Raw genomic sequence first — 19,964 nt, forward strand, 5'->3', positions numbered from 1 at the left:
TCGGCGCTGCGGTTGGCAGCATGGTGGGGCAAGGCGTTGGAATTGCCATTGGCGCGCAGGACAAATTCAGCTGGAGCCAGGTCGGCCGGACAGCGTTGAGTGCGGGTGTGACTGCTGGCATTGGTGGCGGGCTCGCGGACTTGGCACGGACCAGTACTGGTTTGACCCAAACACTGCTCTCAAGCGCAGCGGCGCGCGTGGGCGTTGCCAGTGCGATGACACAAGGCATTGGCTTGGTGACGGGGTCGCAGTCGAGCTTTAACTGGAGGGGCGTGGCGGCGGCTGCCGCTGGCGGCCAGGTTGGCGCTGAACTGGGTGGCGCGCTCGACGGCAAGTTGGGTAGTGGGTTTGCCGGTAGCGTTGCGCAAGGGTCGATCACTGGTTTTGCCGGAGGCATGACTACGGCGGCGCTGCAAGGTGGCCGTATTGCCGCTGTGCAAGTGGCAACCGATGCGTTTGGCAATGCGCTTGGCATGAGTTTGGCCGACAAAATGGGCAGCGCGCGTAGCTCGCAAGAAGAGGCACTACAAACCTCATCGGCTATGGAGGCCGAACGCGCTGCTCGTATTCGGCAAATGCAGGACATGGCTGGAGTGGAGCTCGCTGGAAGTGGAGCGGGGCTTGCATATCATCCCGCCTTTGCGGCACCGCCGTCAGTACCAGTGGGCGCAACATCAGATCGATCCATGGAATCGATTGTGCCCACACCGCAGGTGGTGACCAGAGGTGTGACAGCAGACGGACGAGCCTTCGAGCGCTGGAGCAGTGGTGCAACGGCTTACGCGGTGCCGAGCCCTGTGCTTGGTGGCCAGGAACTCCCACCTCTGGTCGCCAACGTACCATCTGGTCCGCAGGACGTCAGCATGCTCAATAGGTTGGGTCAGGAGGCCATTGGGACGGTGCTGGGGCTTGCGCAGACTGCCGCGAATACGGTGCGGCTCGTGAACGACCAAGGTTGGGTTCTGGCCAATGGGTTGAGCGGCGGCTGGCTGCCCACAACGCTGATGCACTGGCGGCGGTCCAACGCAATACAGCTTTGGGGCAAGCCATCTCGGCAGCCCCTGGCTTTGGGCTGCGTTTGGCAATGGGCAATGTATCCCTTGATGAGATTGGGCAGCGCGGGAGCAATGCTCTGCAGTTGGACAGGATCGACAAGCTGAAGGCCGCCGGGGACTATGTCGGGGCACAGATGATCCGAACGGAAAATGCCTTGGGCATTGCTTCGCTCGCGGTGGGTGGTGAGGGATTGGTAGTAGGGGCGGTGGATCTGGGGTCAAGTCTCGGACGCACAGCTGCAATAGGCACAAGATTGGCGGCTGAGGAGGCTGCTGCATCGCGTACGATGCAGATTGCAGGCGCTAAGTTTGAAGAGTTTAACTATCGATATGGGGTCGGCCCTCGCTATATGATGGAGCCTGACTTCAGGGTTGCTCCGCCAAGCAGCACTGGTGGTATCGCATCTTCGACTGGGGATACCGTATCGGTATTCCGAAAAATGTCTGATGCCGAAGCCGAAGCTACATTGACCACCCAGCGATTGCAGCCTCCGGCTCCGGGTTCGAACTCGAGTAAGTATCTTTCAGAGTCTTTGAATAAAGTCATCGCGTTTCAAAACAATGGTGTTTCGAGCGCGACATCGGAATCTGTGCTGGAATTTGTTCTTAATAAGCCGCGCTATCAGGATTTGATGTCAACGGCGGTAAATCAGGCGGGGTCAAAAGGAGTTGATGCGGTAAAGATAAATTTTGAAGGAATTAGCGATCCATCACTCAGAAATATCGGTGTGCCGATTTCTAAGCTTGATGCCTTCAATGATTTGATTTTGCAGATAAATAAGGTTGATCGATGATTAATCTAAGTGATTCGAAATCGGTGCGTGATAGTGTTACGCAACTGTTTTCGCAGGGCGACTTCGAGGCTGGTGTGACACTGTTGCAGAAAACCGAGAGTATTCCTCGGTTTGTGGAGTTGGAATGCATTGGTAATATGCATTTCTATAAAAGAGAGTTGCAAAAGGCAATTGAAAGCTACGAGCTCGCTATATCGATTCAGCCAGGGTATGAAATTGCCAGATATCAGTATCTTGTCGGAACTCAAGATGAGAGGCAGGGTGATTTTATATCTGCTTTTAAACGATACCAGTCGGCTATTGATATAGAGCCGACATTTGTTGATGCTTATTTTGAGCTTGGTGGTCTACTCGTTAAGGTTGGTGATTTTGAGGGGGCTGCTCAGTGCTATCGTGATGCGGTTAAATTGGCACCAAGTGATCTCGCGGGTTACTACAACTTGAGCGCTGTTCTCGGGAAGCTGGCGCATACGGATCCGGAAAAGTATTCCGCCGAGTTGCTTGCAGTTGATGCCGCATATGAGAAACTTAAGGAGAGTGGTGCTCCTCTTCCTAGCGCGGGGAAGTGGTAGCAAGCAGTCTTTAAAAGATTTATGTCGATGGAAGATTGGTTTGCCTTCAAATTTTGAAAAATTGGTGAAACAAGTCGAACTTCTTGAGGACTACGAGGCAAGCTCTCAAGCTCTCATGGAGATCGTCCATCGTGAGCCCGTAACGGGTGCGCAATTGGCGTCGAACATTCTGTTATCAAAGGCAGGAGATATCCATCTACGTGCCTTCGCTTTCAGTATGCTCTATCGGGCAAACAAGACGAGAGCTTTCGAATATATGTTGGAAAACTCGAGCACCTGTGAGTCGGTCGTTTTTGCTGCGATGCTGGGAGAGGTCGCGGAAGATTTTGGTTTGCTGAGTGATTCCAGAGAGTTGCAGAGAGTCGTCGCGCATCTGCGATCGACTATTCGTGTTCGAAGTGATAAGGATGTCGAAGTGGTTAAACGAGCCATAGATGGATTATTAAGAATCTACGGCAATTAGATTGTTGTTTTTTATCATTGTGTAAAAATGCCCGCTGAATGCGGGCGATTTTTATTCGATAATGCCGAGGATGCGGATTGATCTGCGGAGTAGGCCGTGGTGATCCAAGGTGATGCCTTCGATCTGAAATAATGATAATTCCCACCCAAGCCGATTCTGGACACTATCAGCCGACGATTGAAGAGAGTTTGAAAGTCCCCGCTCTACTGAAGAATCTTGGCTATGATACGTCCGGCGCCTATTTGAAGATTTATGATTTCAGGACGGACTCAAATGGCTTCGTTACTGGTCGAAATCTCACTGTGAATAAACAACTGCCATGAGTGAGTTGAGAGCACTTTCCAAAGCAATTTTTGATGGATACGGTAATGCTGATGTGATTGGCATTGCATATTTCCAGCGTTGGTCGACCGACTTGTCGGCGCATGTCTATTCTGATGTTTTGGTTCATCAGATGCGCAACTATCCGCATAGATATGTACTTGATTTTATACTTGGAACCCCATTTCTTTGGAGGGCGCTCGGCCCGAGCTTTTGGACTGGGTTGCTAGTGTCGGCCGAACGGCCAGACACGGCACGTACAGTCGAGCAAATTGGTGCCTTTGCCGATATAGAATTTCTTTCGCGGTATGTTGAGGTTGACGCGTTAAGCTATCTTTGGCATGAATGCAAGTTATCTGTGGCGGATCGCGCATCGTTGTTGTTGTATTTTCAGAAATATGGGTATGCATTAGTTCCGTCGGATCTCGATGACGAAGATTTGGATGGCTGCTATTTTGTTGGAAAAAAAGATTTGTTGCACCTGGCGGATGATTTGTGTAGGGATTTCAAATTCAAAAAAATGAACTGAGTGAAAAGAGTGTGGCGAGCTATATTGACGGACTTAGCGGTAAGTGATTGATATATTACGGATGGTAATAAATCTAATTTTCGAAAAAGCTCACTGATGTTAAAGTTAGCCATCTTTGCAGTCCTCTGTGCTTCCCTCTCCGGCTGCGCCACCTCCGGCCGAATCGGTGACCTCCCGACCATCGCTGCCGGTGCGCCCTCGTCGTCGCTGGTGCTCATCCGCCCAAGCAGCTTGGTTGGCGCTACCAACAGCTACTACGTCGCGCTCGACGGCAAAGACGTTTTCAGCATTCGCTCAGGTGAAAACACCCAGTTCCCGATTCCATCCGGCGAGCACACGGTATCCGTGAAGTGTTTTGGTGGCTGGTCGCCCACGTGGAAGGAAGACGGCAAACAGTTTGTCGCCGTCGAGGGACAATCGAGTTACTTCGAGATCAATCCCAACCTGACTTGCGCGAAGATCATGCCGATGCCTGCTGAGGCCGCGAAGACGCAATTGGCAGCCACGAAGTTCGTCAACCCAGCCAACGTGTCGAACAAGTAGTTGATTGGCGGACGCTTTGCCGCAAGGTGGGAGCCTCCAGTTACCAAGTACTTCACGAGAAAGCACGGCTGCGTGGCGCCACAACACCGTACCGTTCGCAGGATTTGCCACGCTGAGGAGGGACACTCTATTGCCTGGTCCGGTCTATGAAGGGCCTTCGCGGGCTCAGTGGGACATCCGGATTTGTGCTGCGTAGTTGACGGTACGCGATCAAGCAACGGGCTACGTGGACGCGGCCGGCAACATCGGCCAGCAAGGCCACGCCATCACCTACGACAAGAACGGCAACCGCCTCACGGACACGCACTGGGGCAACAAGGTCACGACCGCAGGCGGCCAGAGCATCATCACGGGCTATACGGAGGCGGGCGAAGCCATCTACAGCACGACCCCGACGACGTTCGTACGCTCAGACGGCTACACCACCGAGACGTATGCGTATGACAACCTGGACCGCCTGAGCAGCGTGGTGCGCGATGGCGCGCAGATCGACCAACGCTCGTACGACGGTGCAGGCCGTGTCACGCGCACCGGCTCGTGCAACCTGCCCACGGGCTAGGGAGTGTCAGGATTTCCGAGTTCAAGGCGAGGTTGAGATTTACACGGACGGTCGAACGAATCGATCCGCATAGAGGATAGCGAATTGGTTCATGGCCTGCTTCCAGTCATGAGCTGCACGGCTCCACCCCGCAGTGATGTTGCGCAGTGCCAGCCAGATGAGCTTCGTCGCAGCCTCGTCGGTCGGGAAGTGGCCTCGGGTCTTGATGATCTTGCGTAGTTGCGCGTTGATGTTCTCAATGGCGTTCGTCGTGTAGATCACCTTGCGTACCGCTGGCGGGAACGCAAAGAACGGAATCACGCGATCCCAGGCGTTGCGCCAGGCAGCACTGACCGTCGGGTATCGCTGCCCCCACGGGCCGTCGGCAAACGCGTCGAGCTCGGCTTGTGCGGCCTCCGCGCTTGGGGCTGTGTAGATCGGCCGGATCGTGGCAGCCAGCGCACGGCGGTCTTTCCAGCTCGCATAGTCCAGGCTGTTGCGGATCAGGTGGACGATGCAGGTCTGCAGCGTGGTTGCCGGGAACACGGCTGCCAGTGCCTCGGGCATACCCTTGAGGCCGTCGGTCACGGCGATCAGGATGTCATTGACTCCGCGCGTCTTGAGATCGTTGAACACCTTCATCCAGAACTTGGCACCCTCGGTGTTTTCGATCCACAGACCCAGAATGTCACGCGTGCCGTCGGGCAGTACCCCCAGCGCCAGATAGACGGCCTTGTTGCGTACCACGGCATCCTCCCGGATCTTGACCCGCAGGGCGTCGAAGAACACGACCGGATACATGGGATCGAGTGGTCGGGCCTGCCATGCGGTGACTTCGGCCATCACCTCATCGGTGACCGAGCTGATGAACTCGGGCGAGACTTCCGTTGCATATTGCTCCAGCAGGAAGCCCTGAATCTCGCGCACAGTCATGCCCCGGGCATACACGGCGATGATCTTGTCGTCGAAGCCCTTGAAGCGTCGCTCGTGCTTGGGAATGAGCAGCGGCTCGAAGCTGCCGTCACGGTCGCGCGGCACCTCGATGCGGATCGGGCCGTCCTCGGTCAGCACCGTCTTGGCGCCTGAGCCGTTGCGCTGGTTGGTGACGGTGGCCGGTTTGGCAGCGCCTGACGGATAGCCTAGGTGGTGATTCATCTCGCCGCCCAGTGCTCGCTCGATCAACGCCTTCTTGAGGGCCAGTGTCGCGGCATTGATGGCTTCGGCCGTCATCGGGCCGCTGCCAAATTGCTCGAGCAGTTCAGTTGGGATCGCTGGCAGGTCCGCCGGCTTGGCTTTCGGTTTGCGGGGCATAACGTCTCCTTGAGAGCATGTTATGCCTCGAACACGAAATTACTGACAGGCCCAGGCGTCTGAATATAAATGTGTGTCTGGACGGTCTGCAGGATTTGTCCAGCGAATTTCTGCCCGAACTGCAAGGAACCAGCAGTACTACCACCGACGCAACACAGACTTCGTTTTGCGTTGCATCGGTGCACTCATTCGCGGAAAATTCACCCCAGTCCCGAAACGTCGCTCCAACGCTTGGCGACACATCACGCGAGCTGCATCGGCGATCTAATTGACGGCGTGCCGGGGCGATTAATTTGAGGCCTCACCCGCTGATCTGACTGCCACCTTGGCGTGTCTGCTCAAGGTTCGGCACAAGTAACGCTTCCACCCCCGATCGCCCGATGTGCTCCAGCGCCACAAGCGCGGGCGGCAGTCGAGCATTGACCTGTACGAGAACCCGAAACATGGAAAGATTCTGGCGATTTGAAACGTCTGCCGTGCATGCCGGCTACGATCCTGATCCGCACGTGCGGTCGGTGGCCATGCCGATTTACCAGACAGCAGCTTTTGCGTTTGATGATGCGCAGCACTCAGCCGACCTGTTTGACGGCAAGGTAGACGGCTTTATCTACAGCCGCTTGGGCAACCCGACTGTTCGCTCGCTTGAGCAGCGTGTGGCCACGCTGGAGCAGGGCGTGGGCGCGCTTGCAATGGCCTCCGGCCAGGCAGCAGTCGCCGCGACGTTCATGACCATCGCCGGCGTTGGCGACAACATCGTGGCAGCCAGTTCGCTATATGGCACGACGTACGGGCTGCTGGCCTATACGCTGCCGCAGTACGGGATCGAGGCAAAGTTTTTTGATTACCGCGATCACGACCGCTGCGAGCAGTTGATCGATGGCAATACGAAAGCCGTCTTCTGCGAATCGATCGCCAATCCGTCGGGGCATGTGGCCGACATTGCGGGCTTGGCTGAAATCGCGCATCGGCACGGGTTGCCGTTGATCGTCGACAACACGATTGCCACGCCGTACCTGTGTCGCCCCTTCGAGCACGGTGCGGATATTTCGGTGCACTCCATGACGAAGTACATGGGCGGCCATGGCGCCACGCTCGGCGGTGTGGTGGTGGATTCGGGGCAGTTTCCGTGGGCGAAGTCTGCTGACAAGTTTCCGAAGCTGACGCAGGCAGACGTGAGCGCCCACGGCAAGGTCTTTACTGAGGTCTATGGCGAGGCCGCCTTCATTGGGCGCTGCAGCGAAGTGCAGTTGCGCACCTTGGGCGCGATCCTGTCGCCCATGTCGGCCAACATGATCGCGCTGGGCATCGAAACCCTGGCCGTGCGCATGGATCGCATCTGCTTCAATGCCGAGATCATCGGCCGTTTCCTGCTAGAGCATCCTGCCGTGCAGTGGGTCAGTTATCCTGCGTTGGAAAACCATCCCGACCATGAACGCGCGCAGCGCTATATGGGTGGGCGGACGTCCGGCGTGCTGAGCTTTGGCGTGAAGGGCGGACGCGAGGCCGGAGCAAAGCTGCAGGACGCACTGACGCTCATCCGACGCTCGACCAACATCGGCGATTGCAAGACGCTGGTCTGCCATCCGGCATCGACCACGCATCGCAAGCTTTCGGCGGAAGACCTGAAGAAGAGCGGTGTGAGTGAAGAACTGGTGCGCCTGTCGGTGGGGATCGAGCATATCGAGGATCTGCTCACCGACCTTGATCAGGCACTCCACCAATGTGCTGTCTGAAGGAGTGCTGACGTGACACTCAAGCCAGAGACCGCGCTGCTGCATACCGCGCACGGCGACGTGCAGAACTTCGAAGCTGTACAGCCGGGTACTTTCCGGGCGTCCAGCGTGTTCTTTCCGAGCATGCAGGCGTGGCGTGAACGTGACTGGACAGCCAAGTCCGGCTACATCTACGGGCCCCACGGCACGCCCACTACCTTTGCCTTGGAGGCTAAGGTGGCACAGCTGGAGGGCGCCGATCACTGCCTGGTGTGTCCGAGTGGGCTCAACGCCATCGCGCTGGTCTACATCACGCTGCTCAGGCCGGGTGATGAGCTGCTGGTGCCGATCAATGTCTACACCGCCAATCGCACCTTCGTCACGCAGGAGCTGATGGGGTGGGGCATCAATGTCTCGATCTACGATCCGACCGATCTCAATTCACTCACGTTTACGGATCGGACCCGGCTGGTCTGGGTCGAGGCGCCGTGCTCAATGACGTTCGAGTATCCGGACCTGCCCGCGCTGGTGGAGCTGGCACATCGCCACGGCGCACTGGTGGCGCTGGACAATGCGTGGGGAGCGGGCATTGCGTTTTCGCCGTTCGATTTCGACGTCGACATCTCGGTGCATGCGCTCACCAAGTACGCTAGCGGCAGCGCCGACGTTGTCATGGGAGCGATCACCACGAAGGACAAGTCGCTCTACGATGCGCTGAAACTCTGTTATATGCGGCTTGGCCTCAATGTTTCGGGGCCCGATGCCGAGTCGGTGCTCAAAGGGCTGGCAACGCTCACGCTGCGCTATCACGCGCATGACCAGAGCGCGCGCACGTTGGCGGCGCACCTGCGCAACAGCGCCAAGGTGGCGCGCGTCATGCATCCGGCGCTGGAGGATTCTGTCGGGCACCAGTTCTGGTCGCGCGATTGCCGGGCGGCGGCCGGCATCTTCAGCGTGGTGTTCGACGGACGCTTTAGCGAGGCGGATATCGATCGCTTTGTCGATAGCCTGCGCCTGTTCCGGATCGGATTCAGCTGGGGCGGGCCTGTCAGCCTGGCCGTCTCTTATGGCAAGAGCGTCGCCACGTTGCAGGAGTTGGAGGGGGAGTTGGTCAGGTTCAGCGTTGGCCTGGAGGCCACCTCAGACCTGATTGCCGACATCGATCAGGCGCTGGCGCGGTTATAGGCCGGCTCAAACCTCGTAACGCGGCCCTGATACTGTAGTGGGTAACTTGGCGTGCGGGTCGGCATGACCTTGCCGCGTGATTCCGTTCGACTTCATCCACGCGGCCAGCGGTACGTCTGCTGGCTGAGGGCCGAATGTGTTCCAGAACCCATGGTTCGAGAATAGCTGCCGCTCAGCGTCGGTGGATGCTTCATTGAGTAGCACCGGTGTTTGCCGAGGACACGGTGCCAGCCAGCGAAGCGCGTACTCCAGGTACATGCCACGGCGGAGTTGCACGGACTCCGCGAACGCCACAGCGCGTGGCGATCTCCGGTCGATGAGTACAACGTCACCCGTCTCAAGGGCGATGTGCTCGCCTGTGTTGCTGCCGCGTGTGGCTTCCATGCAGAGGATCGCGCCAATGGAATACATCGGTGCTCCAGCACGCGGGACATATGGATCCAACGGCGTGGTACCGATGGCTTGCGACAGTGCGCTGTCGGGAAGCACCAGGGCACGCCGTACCGAGATGTTCGGCCCCAACAACTGACACACGATGCCTAGCATTTCCGGATGGCAGGCCACGGCTTGCAGGCTTGCGAGAGCGGCTACATCGACCAGCCAATCGGCGCGTTGTGTAATGGTGACAAGGCCGTCGGTTTCGAGTTGTTGGAATAGGGCTTTCATGGCGTGTGATAGGCCGACGCTGCTGCGGACGAGACGGTGTCGGTTCAACAAATCAGGCGGGCAATCGATAACTGGCAGCATTCGGGTGGTAGCTGCCAGTCTTGCTTGCGGCGAATCCATGGCACTGAAAACTCCACGAACATGACCAGCCGAGTTGCGGTACCCCGGTTCCAGGTGCGCGAATGCAGAAGCCTGCGGTCGAACAGGGTGACATCACCCGCGCGCGCCACGACGGCATGCTGTGGTGCCACCTCAAGGTCGAGGCGACGGATCGCCTGGGGGGACATCCGGTGTGTACCAGGGTAGAGCAGAAGGTTGCCTCCTTCGGCAGGTACGTCGTCCAGCCAGATCGCGGCCTTGAATGTCAGCATGGGCGGGTGCTCCACACAAAGATCTTCTTCGATCCATCCGCCATCGCGATGCGCGCCCATGTTGCCCAGGTAGAAGTATCCGAACGTATGGGGATCACCGGGGCCACGGCTATTCATGTCTTCCGGCGGTGTGACGCCGAACTCCACCATGCTGATGCTGCACGGCTCGCCCAGAATGGCATCTGCAAATGCCACCAGACCTGCGTGGGAGTAGAGCGGTGCGAGATCGAGGAAGTCGTTGCCTTTCGGGCGATGCATGTGATGCGTCGCACGATGGTTTGCTTCGAGTTTCGCGTCCATGCGTTCCTGTGCCAATCGCGCTTGTCCAATCAGGGCGGCGTCGATCAGGTTGGGAATGTGTACATAGCCGTCATTGGAGAAGGCCACGAGGCTTTGCGAAAGGATATCTGTGTGGTTATCCATGTCTGCGTTACAGCGGACGTGCCATGACGACACTGTAAAAATCGTCGCCTGGCCAGCGAATCCGGTCGACCTGGACAAAACCTTCCTTTGCCATGGACGCGAGCCGCTCGGCGTAGCCCTCGGCGGTGTCGGTGCCGACTTCTGTAAACCCGTACTCACGCGCCCACATATCTACCCGCTGCCTCAGCGCGCTTCCAATACCGTTTCCTTGAAGATGTTCTGCAACCGCAAACTGAAACCGATAAGCAAGCTCGGGGCGAGTCAGGTACGCGCACGTGTCGTTTGGGAAGCTGGGGCAGGCAGACATGGTGCCCGCCAATACGCCATCCAGAACCGCGACAAAACAGACACCGCGGGCGGCCCGGCGCCGCGTGTGTTCGATGTCCTGATACGTTCCGGCCAGGCGATAGCCCATTGCTGCGACGCGTGCATATGCGCGGTTGATCAGCGTGGTCAACGCCTCAAGCGAGTCCTCCGGATGCAACTCCCGGATCTGGATGGTTGTCGACGTCATGACGGCTTCGGAGCGATGTAGTGGCCTTTCAGGCAAACGGGTGGATAGCACCAGGCACTGCTTGTCGCCAGCAATCCATCCCGAGCGGCTCTCGGCGGTAGCCGAAGCTGATGGGGATGAGGCCCGGTGCCAGTGCGCGGACTGTATGAATTGCGCGATCGCCAATCACCGGGGTACCGCCGGGCGGCGCCAGTTCTGTCCAGCAGGGGCGGTGGCCGGCTGTGCCCAAACGATTGAAGAGTGTGGCGGCATCACCGCGGAAGGTTGCGGCCGCCTTTGCGTAGGGAGCGCTGTCACCAGAATCTGCCCAGAGCCGGTCCGCCTGTCGGAAGTACGCAGGCGTTGCGTAAAGCGTTCGATGGTCTGCCGGTGTCCGAACATTGGCAGGCTCGATGGCATGGTCGAGCGGGGCATCCATGTGAGCCAGTGCCAATGCTTCTGCCTCTGCAAACGCGTTACGCAGCGCCCCCTCGGCGTCGAAGCTGCAAGCCGAGCCTACGGTTGTGAAATGCGCGGCCTCGCGTTGTACCCAGACCATCCACGTCGGGTGATGGCCCAGGTGCAAACATTGCACGCCGGATGCGGCGCCCAGATGCTCCAGATGCTCGACGCGTTCGCGCAGGTCGTCTGGCAGTGTGTTGCGGTCGATCGAGCGGCCGGGCTGCTGTGCAAACCAGTGCCGCATGAAGGCGTCTCGTTCCACGAGCTCCAGAACCGCGCGCTCGATACACGTGTTCAGGTCCGGGCCGCTTGCGCATCCGGATGACGTGGCGTGCGTCACGAGCTGGCTTAGGTAAGTGGGAGTGAATGCTGCTGGGCTACATACGAAATCAGCCAACGCGTACGTGATGCTGTTATCCATCACATCCCGCATCGCGACCCAGTGGTAGGGCACATCCTCGCGGAACGCGGCGATACAGAAACTCGGATCGGCATACTGCTCTGGCAGATAGCGCACCAGCGCGTCCGGCTCGATGCGCGATGGCATCTGTGCTGCCGTCGCCCACTGCGTATCCGGTAGCGTGCGGAAGGCCAACCGTTCAATCGCCTCGCTGATCGCTTTGTCCTGGGCAATCTGCTGATCGGCGTCGCGCCCGAACCCGGTGTGCGTGCGTTCGTCGTCGAGCGTTACCTCCGCGCAGATGAGGTACTGCCCATGGGCACCCGTCGTGCTGCCTTCTTGGGATAGATGGATGGTAGGCATGCTGTGGATGCGCGGCCTAGCGGAACATATCCTCGAACATTGCCGCGTAGCCTTCCGGCGGCATCAGCGAGTTGGTGTTCATCTCAAGCCACCAGATCTTGCTCTGGGGGTCCACCATGCAATCCACCGTGATCAGTACCGGCGCCGCAATCGCCTGGCGCAGAAGGTCGGCCAGCGCATCACCCATCTGCTGAATCTGGGCGCCGGATCGCTCCATCAGCTGTGGCAGTGTCGAGTCCGTGTCGATGCCGTTGCCCGGCGGGTTGGCGTAACGCTGGGCAAAGCGATAGTCGATCCAGATCTCCTTGCCTTCCGGCACGATGGCAGAGAGATCCATCTCCTGAAAGTTGAAGCAGGAGAGCATGAGGTCGCGATCCGCAAAGGTGTCCCAGTTGCGGCGCGGCGCGAGCCTTTTGCGGATCAGCGCGTCGAGCGACAGCGCGCCATCGCCGCGCACGACAGGAAATGCATGCGACTGCGCAAAAATGGGGCGCTTGCCCCAGAACCAGATCTTCGCGGTCTCGCCGTTGATGAACTGCTCGATGAACGTCTCATTGCCGGCAGACCACTGGGCCCAGCTGTCCTTGGCGGGTTGCGTGTTGGCGCGGTACGGGCCGGAGATCTCCTTCCCAAACGATCCGCGAGTGCCCTTGATCACGTAATCGAACGTCGGCGGGCGATTGATGTCATGCAGCCCTGACTCCGGTGTGGCAATGCTTTGGCTGCGCAGGAAGTTCTTGAAGAGCTGCTTGTCGGTGGAGAGCGGATGCTGAATCGTGCGGTAGGGGCGCCAGCCGCCAAATCCGATCGTCTCGTTCGTCAGCACTTCCATGTGGAAAACGCGTTCCGGCCTGCCGTTTTCACCGCCCTGGAACATGGGGTACATCGTGAAATATCGCCCACGATGCTTGACTTCGAGCAAGAACGTCTTCACGTCCAAGTCAAGCGCCATGTCCTTGCCGGCAGCCCAGGTTTGTAGTGCACGAAGATGGTTGAGAATGTCGTTGATATAGGTGGCCATTTTCGATGCGAAGGATGTGCGGGCGATATGCTTGATGTGTGGCGCACACGGGTGATTGGCTACCGGCTTGCGAGAAAGTCTGGGGGGGGGCCGGCAGCGTAGGGTGTTCTGCAGTCGACGCTGTTGTGACGGCGCTGCAGCAACTCAGGCTGCATCCGCCGATCTTGAGGCGATCTTCCACCAGCGCGTGAGCGCCACACGGGTGCCGCTTCGTACGGGCAGTACCTCGTGCCGGTACCAGGGGTTGGCAGGAAACAGGACCATGGCGCCCGCTTGGGGGCAGATACTCAGCGGAGAGCCCGTGGCGACATCGACCAGAGAGTTGATCTGCAGTTCACCGCCTTCAAAGACGTGCGGGTCGTCGGTCAGCTCATCCGTCGTCTGGTCATGCTGGGACGTCAGCCACACAATGCCGACCAAGTGGCGGTCCGGCTTGATGGCGCGCCAGACTTGCTGCCCGTCCACGTCGTGCAGTGCGCTGTCGTCGGCGTGGTCGCGGATATAGTCGCCGGTCTCATAAATCAGGCACTGGTCGTTGACTGGCTGCAACCGATAGCTCTCGGCATCAATGCCGAACGTCGGCATCGATTGCTCTGCGTAACGCTGCATGGCAGCGAATCCTGTTGCCAGCCCATCCAGCGTGGAGGGAATGTTTTTGGAGCTGCGAAAGCTTTCGTTGACATCCCACTTGGTGTTGGCCGCGTAGCGTGTGCGCGACGCAAAGCTCTGGCCGGTACGGTGGGCGGACAGAATAATGTCGGCCAGTTCCCGCGCGGTGGCTGTATCCAGCAGTTTCGTTTGAAGAACCTCTGGTTGCTGGATCCAGCCGGGGACTGGTCGTGCATCGCCATGCTCCAAGGAGGGAGCCAGAAACCGATATTGCGTCATCAGATCACTTGAATGTCGGGCTGCGCGTAGTTGAACTCGGCGGGCAGCAGGGCTTCCTGCAGATAGGTGGTCACGAGCAGCACCGCGTGATCACTGCCCCGATTGAAATAGGCATGCGGGAGCACGTTGCTGAACTCGAACAGTTCGCCGCGCTGCAGTGGAGCCTTGTAGTCGCAGATCATGAAGCTGTCTTCCGCATTGAAGCGCAGCGGCATGATGGTCCGGTGCGAGGCGTGCAGTTCGACGATGCCCCGTTGGATGTCCGGGATTGACAGATCGGCCCGCTCGCCCTTCAGGAAAACCGGCCCGTCTACATGGAAACCCAGCGTTCCACCGGCGCGGATGACGTAGAGCCCCATCTTGGTCGTAATGCCGGGGCCATAGTTTTCAGCGTGCATGGTCGACCAGGCGTCGATCCAGCGGCAAAGCTCTGTGTCGTCAAATTCCGCAGCGGGAATCGCCACTGCGTCGAACTCCCGATCAGATTGCGCTTTCGCCGATTTCTCCCGTGCGATCTCGCCTTCTTCCAGAAGAACGTGAAACGCAATGTCGAGATGCTCTTCGTCGAGCGACACGCCGGCGTTCTGCCAGAACGTATGTCGCTCCAGTATTCGCTGCCAGTCCGAATCGTCCATCTGGGCGAGCGGCTGGTACAGGCGCGAAGGTGAGTACATGCAGGAGCGGATTGAAGAATTGGAATGCCCCACCAGAACGGCGGGGCTGGGAAATCAGTACGTCGCCGTGGTCAGTGCGGCGCGCACGGTTTCACCGCGTGCCTTCATGCGGTCCGTCGGCATGGCGGCGGGTTTGGCGCTTGCGAAAGTGACTTTCCAGGCGCTTTGAGCGGCCTTGGACATGGCCGGGGTGTTACCGACAGGCGCGGCGGTAACGGTGGTCGATTTTTGCATGCTTGCTCCTGCAAGGAATGAAGGGGCAACGGCGAGAGTGCTCGTTTTCGGGCGCCAGACGCAGTTAGCCCAAGGACATTGAGGTAGTTGGGTGTCCAACCGAACCGTATATCCATGGATTTGAAGATTTGTTTAGCGGTGACGGGGTAGACGGAGGTTTCGCAAGGCCAAGCCGGTGGATCCGCTGGTAACTCGACGCTGGCATTCAGGTTTCAATCGTTGTTCAGCCAAAGAACCGTGGGCAATGGGCAAACCGGAAGGCTGCGAACGTGCGCGCCGCCCGAATTGATCTTTCGAACTGGTCCGCTGTTGCTGCTCTTTCCATTCATCCGTCAGCAAACCAGAAAATCTCCAGTCTTCTTCCTTGATCTCGTGAATCAGAACGTGCGTGTGTTCGGGTTTCTTGCCAAGAACACGAACCATAGAGTCGGTCACGTCTTGAGGCAGTTGGGCGTTCTGCTCACGGATTGCACCCGCCGTGATCTGAATGTTGACGTACGGCATCGCGGTTGGATTCCTCCGGTCTATAGCAAAGACAGCGTTGCCATGTCGTTGGCAAAGCGAGAAGCATGGTGCTCTGGGAATGGGATGGCTCGCTTGCGGGAGGGCGTGCAGCAGCGGGAGCCGACTCTATCATCGGCGCCTTGCCAGTGCATTTACCAGTTCACCGGCAAATGCGCGTCATGCACTGACGACCTTGTTCTTACCGGCGCGCTTGGCTTGATACATGCCGCGGTCCGCACGCTGGATCGCCGCCATGGGGGCTTCATCCTTGCCGAGCTCGGCCACACCGGCAGAGAACGTGATGAAGAGCCGGGTATCACCGGCGGCAAAGAAGCGCTGGGTGAGGGTGCGTTGCAGCCGGGTGATGGCTTGCACGCCATCTTCCAGGCAGGTGTCGGGCATCAGGATCACGAACTCTTCGCCGCCAAAACGCGCGAGTGCGTCCTGGGGGCGTATGGATTCGCGTGCTACCTGGGCCAGATGTGACAGGGCATCGTCCCCGAAGCTGTGTCCGTGGGCATCGTTGATGGATTTGAAATCGTCGATGTCCAGGAAGGCGATGGAGAGCGTCGAGTTTTGATGGGCGGCGCGGGCGACCTCGCGCTCCAATGCTTCTTCCAGGCCCTTGCGGTTGAGTGCCCCCGTGAGCAGGTCGTGACGCGCCGAGGCCGACGCCATGTCGAGCGCCTTGCGAAGACTCGCGACTTCGGCTGCGGCATCTTCGGCCTTCTTCTTCATTGCCGAAAGCTCGTCGCGATTGTGGGCAGCCTGCTGCGACATCCAGCGCGTGGCGGCTAGTGCGTCCTGAATGGCGGGCGCAATCTCGGAGAGGGTCTCGGCCGACTCGATCTTCTTGGCGCACGCTTCCATCAGCTGGTGATGCTCGCCGGACGTTTCAGCGGCCGTTGACAGGCGCTCCATGAAAGAGGCCAGGAGCCGTTTCATGTCCTCCTGGGCTTCCACTGACTTTGCCTTCAACACGCCTTGCTTGTGGATCACCTCTTTGAGGCGCCGCCGCACGTCGTCAAGCCGTCGCAGGCTCACCGGCGCTTCGCTGGCTTTCAACAGGGCGTCAATCTGGCCGCGCAGCCAGCGGTCGTCCAATGACAACTGGCCGATGTTTTCAAAGACAAGCTGCAGCAGGCCCAGCAGCGATTTGCGAATCTCGTTCTGGTCCTCTGCCACCAGCGATAGCCGATGGTTGAACGCCGCCAGCTTGGCGTTCAGGTGCGTGAGGTTTTCTGTTTCTGAGCGGCAGGTCTTGATCAGTGCCCAGGCAACCGGGCCGATCGCGACGTCGTCTTCGCCCAGCGCAGGCAGGCAGTGCTCAACCGTGCGCGCAAGCTGCTCGCGCAACTCCCGCACCAGCGTCATCCGTTCTGCGTTCTGTGCGTCCCCATTTGGCTGGCTGCCGGCAATTTCGTAGTAAACCGCGGCAAAGTTGTCTGGCGTGGGGGCCAACCTGCGTGAGGCCAGCAGCCTGAGAGCGTGCCGCGCGGTCTCCGAGGGATTGTTGTCTGTCATGCCGAACCGCAGGGTGGAGAGGAGGAATCAGTGCGCGATTCTCCACGGTTCCGGGCACATCGGAAAGTCGTTCAAAAGTGTATGTGGGGGTTTTTGTTGTACGGGCTATCGCTGTTCTGTTTGCTGATCAGGCAAGCATTGAACGGCTTATCAGTCCCGCTAAGGTGGCGAGCACTGAGAGTTGCCGCGAGTTGCTTGGCGTAGACGGTGTGCAGTCAGTGGAAATCATTGACCTACAAATTTATCGCTCGGGCTCATTTTCCAAGGCAGCCCGAAGAATGCTCGACGCTACGGTGGAGTTGCTGGGTAAGGTTGGCGACCTGAGGCAGGCGTGCTGGTTTAACAGCGCAAAGAAGGGCATTGGGTGCGCTGCCTGGGGGGCGCATTATTAGAGCGCGAAGCGTTGAAATGCCGCGCTTTCCCGTATCAGGAAAAGCGCGGCATTGTCGAAGAGATGGTGGGACGTACAGGACTTGAACCTGCCTGCCTGCGTCGGTAAACCGTCGCTGCTCGACCCATGAGCTACCGTCCCGCCTTCACTATATCGACCCTTCCTGAGGAAACCCGAGTCGGGACATTTCCCTAGCCCGATCGGTCAGTCGGCCGGGCCGGTCGAGGCATCCGGACGCTCTAGCCCGGAATGATCTTGCGCCGCCGCAAGTCGTCGAAGATGCGCATGAACATCGCTTCCGTTTCCACGTATTCATGAAAGCCGAAACGGCGTGCCTTGGAGCCGTCGCCAAACATGTCGTAGTCCCACGAGAACACGAAGTCGGCAAAGCGCCACGAAGACACGTCGCAATACGGCGTGTCGGCCAGGCCGTGTCTGGTGATCATGCTTTGCCACAGCGGTTCCTTGTCGGCCATGACGGTGTCGAGCGATAGGTGCAGCGGTGGGGCGACTTCCAGATCAAAGTAGCGTGCGATCTTGGGCCACATTTCGCTCCAGCGGAACAGATCACCGTTGTTGATGTTGAAGGCCTGATTGGCGCAGCGCGCGTCGGTGGCGGCCCACACAGTGGCGCGGGCGAGCAAGCCGGCATCAGTCATCTCAAGCAGGTGGTCGTACGCGCCGGGTTTGCCGGGAAAGCGCAGGGGCAGGCCCAGCTCTTTCGATATCGACGCGTACATGGCAATGGCCACGGCCAGGTTCATCGGGTTGCCCAGCGCAAAGCCGCCGACCACCGCTGGGCGGATGGCCGACCATGTCCACACCTTGCCATGCTGGCGTGCTTCCAGAAAGGTCTGCTGGTCGAACATGAATTCGGGCGGCATGAAGTGCGCATCGGTTTCGCGTGCCGGGGTCTTGAAGGGCCCCAGGTGGCCGCCGTAGACCTTGTAGCCCTGCATCAGGCTGATGTGCGCGAGGTGTGGCGCCGTGGCTTCCATGGCGTCGACCACGTTGGTCAGCATGGTGAGGTTGGGCGGCACGAGTTCGGCCCAGGTCGGGCGGTCCTGGTAGGCGGCGTAGAAAATGTGTGTGACGTTGCTGAGCGCACCGAGCTTGGCGCGGGCGCCGGCCGCATCGAGCAGGTCGACGGCGATGTGGTGCACACGCTCGGTCGACTCACCGCCGCGTCGCGACAGGCCGACGATGTGCCAGTCGTTCAGCGTGGCAAGGTGGTCGATCAGGTTGCGGCCGATCACGCCTTGGGCGCCGACGACGAGCGCGACTTTGTGGTGTGCAGTCATGATGGTGTGCGGTGGTGCGATGTTTGATCAGACGGTTTGCGGGCGCTGCGTTGTGGCATCCTCAGCGCCGTGCAGGCGCAGGCCAACGGCGATGAGGCCCAGCGCGCCGACGGGGGCCAGGGCAGCGACCCAAGGCAGGGCAGTCAGACCTGGGCCATGTGCGATGACCACGCCGCCCACCCACGCACCGAGCGCGTTCCCCAGGTTGAACGCCGCGATGTTGAAGCTCGACGCAATGCTCTGGCCAGCACCCTGCGCCTTCTCCAGCACCCACATCTGCAGCGGCGGTACGGTGGAGAAGGCCACGGCGCCCAGTAGCGCCACGAACACCACGGCCCACACCTTGTCGTGCACGGCAAACGTCATCAGCGCGAGCGTCACGGCCAGGGCAACGAGGGTGCCGATGAGCGTGCCGCGCAGGTGGCGGTCTGCCAGCCGACCGCCCACCAGGTTGCCGGCGATGAGCCCGCCGCCAAACACGAGCATCACCGGTGAGACGGCAGCGCTGGTGTAACCCGTCACCTCGATGATGAGCGGCGCAATGTAGGTGAACACCGCAAACACACCGGCATAGCCGAGCACCGTAGTCAGCAGGCCGAGCAGCACGGGGCCGCGCATCAGTACGCGCATGTCCTGGCGCCAGTCGCCGGCATCCTGCGGGGCGGGTTCGTTCGGTACAAAGCGGGCGATGACGGCCAGCGCCACCACACCAACGGCCACGATGGCCCAGAACGCGGCGCGCCAGCCATACGCCTGGCCGAGCCACGTGCCCAGCGGCACGCCAAGGATGGACGCCACCGTCAGCCCCGTGAACATGATGGCGATGGCAGAGGCGCGGCGGTTGGGCGGCACCAGACCGGTGGCGACCACCGAGCCGACACCGAAGAACGTACCGTGTGCAAATGCGGTCAGCACGCGGGCGGTCATCAGCAGGGCGTAGTTGGGCGCCAGCGCACAAGCCGCGTTGCCCACCGTAAAGATGACCATCAGCCCTAACAGCACGGCCTTGCGTGGCCGGCGCGCCGTGAGCGCTGTCAGTACCGGAGCACCCAGTACGACACCGAACGCGTAACCGGAAATCAGCAAGCCGGCCTGTGCGACGCTGACGTGCAGGTCTGCGCTGGCCTCCAGCAGCAACCCCATCAAAACGAATTCAGTCACGCCGATGCCGAATGCACCGGCGGTCAGGGCGAGTAAAGCGACAGGCATGGTCCTATGTCCTCAAA

The 19,964-nt window shown here is 59.5% G+C and carries 22 protein-coding genes; 9 read left to right on the forward strand and 13 right to left on the reverse strand.

What is annotated here, in order from left to right:
• Window positions 1-20: 20 nt before the first annotated feature.
• From R2N11_RS16845 to R2N11_RS16875, 7 genes are all read left to right on the forward strand, one after another.
• On the forward strand, window positions 21-1,160 hold the full coding sequence (locus R2N11_RS16845) for a hypothetical protein (RefSeq protein WP_316681679.1): 1,140 nt from the start codon (window positions 21-23) through the stop codon (window positions 1,158-1,160).
• Window positions 1,139-1,849 carry a hypothetical protein gene (locus tag R2N11_RS16850; protein ID WP_316681680.1) on the forward strand — a complete coding sequence of 237 codons (711 nt, stop codon included), beginning with the start codon at window positions 1,139-1,141 and terminating at the stop codon, window positions 1,847-1,849. The genes R2N11_RS16845 and R2N11_RS16850 overlap by 22 nt, the downstream gene beginning before the upstream one ends.
• Complete coding sequence (locus R2N11_RS16855) at window positions 1,846-2,421, forward strand: tetratricopeptide repeat protein (RefSeq protein ID WP_316681681.1); 576 nt, start codon at window positions 1,846-1,848, stop codon at window positions 2,419-2,421. The genes R2N11_RS16850 and R2N11_RS16855 overlap by 4 nt, the downstream gene beginning before the upstream one ends.
• Window positions 2,390-2,884: a hypothetical protein gene (locus R2N11_RS16860; protein ID WP_316681682.1), complete on the forward strand. Its 495-nt coding sequence runs from the start codon at window positions 2,390-2,392 to the stop codon at window positions 2,882-2,884. The genes R2N11_RS16855 and R2N11_RS16860 overlap by 32 nt, the downstream gene beginning before the upstream one ends.
• Window positions 2,885-3,203: 319 nt before the next feature.
• Complete coding sequence (locus R2N11_RS16865) at window positions 3,204-3,734, forward strand: hypothetical protein (RefSeq protein ID WP_316681683.1); 531 nt, start codon at window positions 3,204-3,206, stop codon at window positions 3,732-3,734.
• 96 nt (window positions 3,735-3,830) lie between these two features.
• Window positions 3,831-4,277 carry a hypothetical protein gene (locus R2N11_RS16870; protein ID WP_316681684.1) on the forward strand — a complete coding sequence of 149 codons (447 nt, stop codon included), beginning with the start codon at window positions 3,831-3,833 and terminating at the stop codon, window positions 4,275-4,277.
• A gap of 196 nt (window positions 4,278-4,473) precedes the next feature.
• A complete protein-coding gene (locus R2N11_RS16875; RefSeq protein ID WP_316681685.1) occupies window positions 4,474-4,836 on the forward strand; it encodes a hypothetical protein in 363 nt (120 codons plus the stop codon).
• Window positions 4,837-4,875: 39 nt separating this feature from the next.
• Here the strand turns inward: R2N11_RS16875 and R2N11_RS16880 are convergent, their stop codons facing one another.
• A complete protein-coding gene (locus R2N11_RS16880; RefSeq protein ID WP_316681686.1) occupies window positions 4,876-6,126 on the reverse strand; it encodes an IS256 family transposase in 1,251 nt (416 codons plus the stop codon).
• A 443-nt stretch (window positions 6,127-6,569) separates the two neighbouring features.
• Here R2N11_RS16880 and R2N11_RS16885 point away from each other — a divergent pair, with 443 nt between their 5' ends.
• Both R2N11_RS16885 and R2N11_RS16890 read left to right on the forward strand, forming a co-directional pair.
• Window positions 6,570-7,859, forward strand: coding sequence for an O-acetylhomoserine aminocarboxypropyltransferase/cysteine synthase family protein (locus R2N11_RS16885; protein WP_316681687.1), 1,290 nt, complete (start codon window positions 6,570-6,572; stop codon window positions 7,857-7,859).
• Between the two features lie 12 nt (window positions 7,860-7,871).
• A complete protein-coding gene (locus tag R2N11_RS16890) occupies window positions 7,872-9,023 on the forward strand; it encodes a trans-sulfuration enzyme family protein (RefSeq protein WP_316681688.1) in 1,152 nt (383 codons plus the stop codon).
• 6 nt (window positions 9,024-9,029) lie between these two features.
• On the opposite strand, the gene R2N11_RS16895 is transcribed toward R2N11_RS16890, so the two are convergent.
• From R2N11_RS16895 to R2N11_RS16950, 12 genes are all read right to left on the reverse strand, one after another.
• Window positions 9,030-9,689: a hypothetical protein gene (locus R2N11_RS16895; RefSeq protein ID WP_316681689.1), complete on the reverse strand. Its 660-nt coding sequence runs from the start codon at window positions 9,687-9,689 to the stop codon at window positions 9,030-9,032.
• Between the two features lie 44 nt (window positions 9,690-9,733).
• A complete protein-coding gene (locus R2N11_RS16900; RefSeq protein ID WP_316681690.1) occupies window positions 9,734-10,483 on the reverse strand; it encodes a phytanoyl-CoA dioxygenase family protein in 750 nt (249 codons plus the stop codon).
• A gap of 7 nt (window positions 10,484-10,490) precedes the next feature.
• On the reverse strand, window positions 10,491-10,997 hold the full coding sequence (locus R2N11_RS16905) for a GNAT family N-acetyltransferase (RefSeq protein ID WP_316681691.1): 507 nt from the start codon (window positions 10,995-10,997) through the stop codon (window positions 10,491-10,493).
• A gap of 28 nt (window positions 10,998-11,025) precedes the next feature.
• Complete coding sequence (locus R2N11_RS16910) at window positions 11,026-12,201, reverse strand: YcaO-like family protein (RefSeq protein ID WP_316681692.1); 1,176 nt, start codon at window positions 12,199-12,201, stop codon at window positions 11,026-11,028.
• Between the two features lie 16 nt (window positions 12,202-12,217).
• A complete protein-coding gene (locus tag R2N11_RS16915) occupies window positions 12,218-13,222 on the reverse strand; it encodes a hypothetical protein (protein ID WP_316681693.1) in 1,005 nt (334 codons plus the stop codon).
• Between the two features lie 144 nt (window positions 13,223-13,366).
• The gene (locus R2N11_RS16920) at window positions 13,367-14,110 is read right to left on the reverse strand and encodes a 2OG-Fe(II) oxygenase (protein WP_316681694.1); all 744 of its coding nucleotides are present in this window, start codon (window positions 14,108-14,110) and stop codon (window positions 13,367-13,369) included.
• Window positions 14,110-14,745, reverse strand: coding sequence for a hypothetical protein (locus R2N11_RS16925; RefSeq protein ID WP_316681695.1), 636 nt, complete (start codon window positions 14,743-14,745; stop codon window positions 14,110-14,112). The genes R2N11_RS16920 and R2N11_RS16925 overlap by 1 nt, the downstream gene beginning before the upstream one ends.
• 93 nt (window positions 14,746-14,838) lie before the next feature.
• Complete coding sequence (locus R2N11_RS16930; RefSeq protein ID WP_316681696.1) at window positions 14,839-15,018, reverse strand: hypothetical protein; 180 nt, start codon at window positions 15,016-15,018, stop codon at window positions 14,839-14,841.
• A gap of 132 nt (window positions 15,019-15,150) precedes the next feature.
• A complete protein-coding gene (locus R2N11_RS16935) occupies window positions 15,151-15,522 on the reverse strand; it encodes a tautomerase family protein (protein ID WP_316681697.1) in 372 nt (123 codons plus the stop codon).
• Between the two features lie 177 nt (window positions 15,523-15,699).
• A complete protein-coding gene (locus R2N11_RS16940; protein WP_316681698.1) occupies window positions 15,700-17,046 on the reverse strand; it encodes a GGDEF domain-containing protein in 1,347 nt (448 codons plus the stop codon).
• Between the two features lie 630 nt (window positions 17,047-17,676).
• Complete coding sequence (locus R2N11_RS16945; protein WP_316681699.1) at window positions 17,677-18,738, reverse strand: SDR family oxidoreductase; 1,062 nt, start codon at window positions 18,736-18,738, stop codon at window positions 17,677-17,679.
• Window positions 18,739-18,765: 27 nt separating this feature from the next.
• On the reverse strand, window positions 18,766-19,947 hold the full coding sequence (locus tag R2N11_RS16950; RefSeq protein ID WP_316681700.1) for an MFS transporter: 1,182 nt from the start codon (window positions 19,945-19,947) through the stop codon (window positions 18,766-18,768).
• Window positions 19,948-19,964 lie beyond the last annotated feature (17 nt).

It is taken from the genome of Ralstonia flaminis (assembly GCF_958415495.1).
Taxonomy (GTDB): domain Bacteria; phylum Pseudomonadota; class Gammaproteobacteria; order Burkholderiales; family Burkholderiaceae; genus Ralstonia; species Ralstonia flaminis.

Coding starts and splice junctions, on each gene's coding strand:
- R2N11_RS16895 (WP_316681689.1), bottom strand. CDS start 9,689: ATGAAAGCCCTATTCCAACAACTCGAAACCGACGGCCTTGTCACCATT.
- R2N11_RS16925 (WP_316681695.1), bottom strand. CDS start 14,745: ATGGACGATTCGGACTGGCAGCGAATACTGGAGCGACATACGTTCTGG.
- R2N11_RS16935 (WP_316681697.1), bottom strand. CDS start 15,522: ATGCCGTACGTCAACATTCAGATCACGGCGGGTGCAATCCGTGAGCAG.
- R2N11_RS16880 (WP_316681686.1), bottom strand. CDS start 6,126: ATGCCCCGCAAACCGAAAGCCAAGCCGGCGGACCTGCCAGCGATCCCA.
- R2N11_RS16855 (WP_316681681.1), top strand. CDS start 1,846: ATGATTAATCTAAGTGATTCGAAATCGGTGCGTGATAGTGTTACGCAA.
- R2N11_RS16900 (WP_316681690.1), bottom strand. CDS start 10,483: ATGGATAACCACACAGATATCCTTTCGCAAAGCCTCGTGGCCTTCTCC.
- R2N11_RS16915 (WP_316681693.1), bottom strand. CDS start 13,222: ATGGCCACCTATATCAACGACATTCTCAACCATCTTCGTGCACTACAA.
- R2N11_RS16930 (WP_316681696.1), bottom strand. CDS start 15,018: ATGCAAAAATCGACCACCGTTACCGCCGCGCCTGTCGGTAACACCCCG.
- R2N11_RS16870 (WP_316681684.1), top strand. CDS start 3,831: ATGTTAAAGTTAGCCATCTTTGCAGTCCTCTGTGCTTCCCTCTCCGGC.
- R2N11_RS16945 (WP_316681699.1), bottom strand. CDS start 18,738: ATGACTGCACACCACAAAGTCGCGCTCGTCGTCGGCGCCCAAGGCGTG.
- R2N11_RS16905 (WP_316681691.1), bottom strand. CDS start 10,997: ATGACGTCGACAACCATCCAGATCCGGGAGTTGCATCCGGAGGACTCG.
- R2N11_RS16950 (WP_316681700.1), bottom strand. CDS start 19,947: ATGCCTGTCGCTTTACTCGCCCTGACCGCCGGTGCATTCGGCATCGGC.
- R2N11_RS16940 (WP_316681698.1), bottom strand. CDS start 17,046: ATGACAGACAACAATCCCTCGGAGACCGCGCGGCACGCTCTCAGGCTG.
- R2N11_RS16910 (WP_316681692.1), bottom strand. CDS start 12,201: ATGCCTACCATCCATCTATCCCAAGAAGGCAGCACGACGGGTGCCCAT.
- R2N11_RS16920 (WP_316681694.1), bottom strand. CDS start 14,110: ATGACGCAATATCGGTTTCTGGCTCCCTCCTTGGAGCATGGCGATGCA.
- R2N11_RS16865 (WP_316681683.1), top strand. CDS start 3,204: ATGAGTGAGTTGAGAGCACTTTCCAAAGCAATTTTTGATGGATACGGT.
- R2N11_RS16885 (WP_316681687.1), top strand. CDS start 6,570: ATGGAAAGATTCTGGCGATTTGAAACGTCTGCCGTGCATGCCGGCTAC.
- R2N11_RS16845 (WP_316681679.1), top strand. CDS start 21: ATGGTGGGGCAAGGCGTTGGAATTGCCATTGGCGCGCAGGACAAATTC.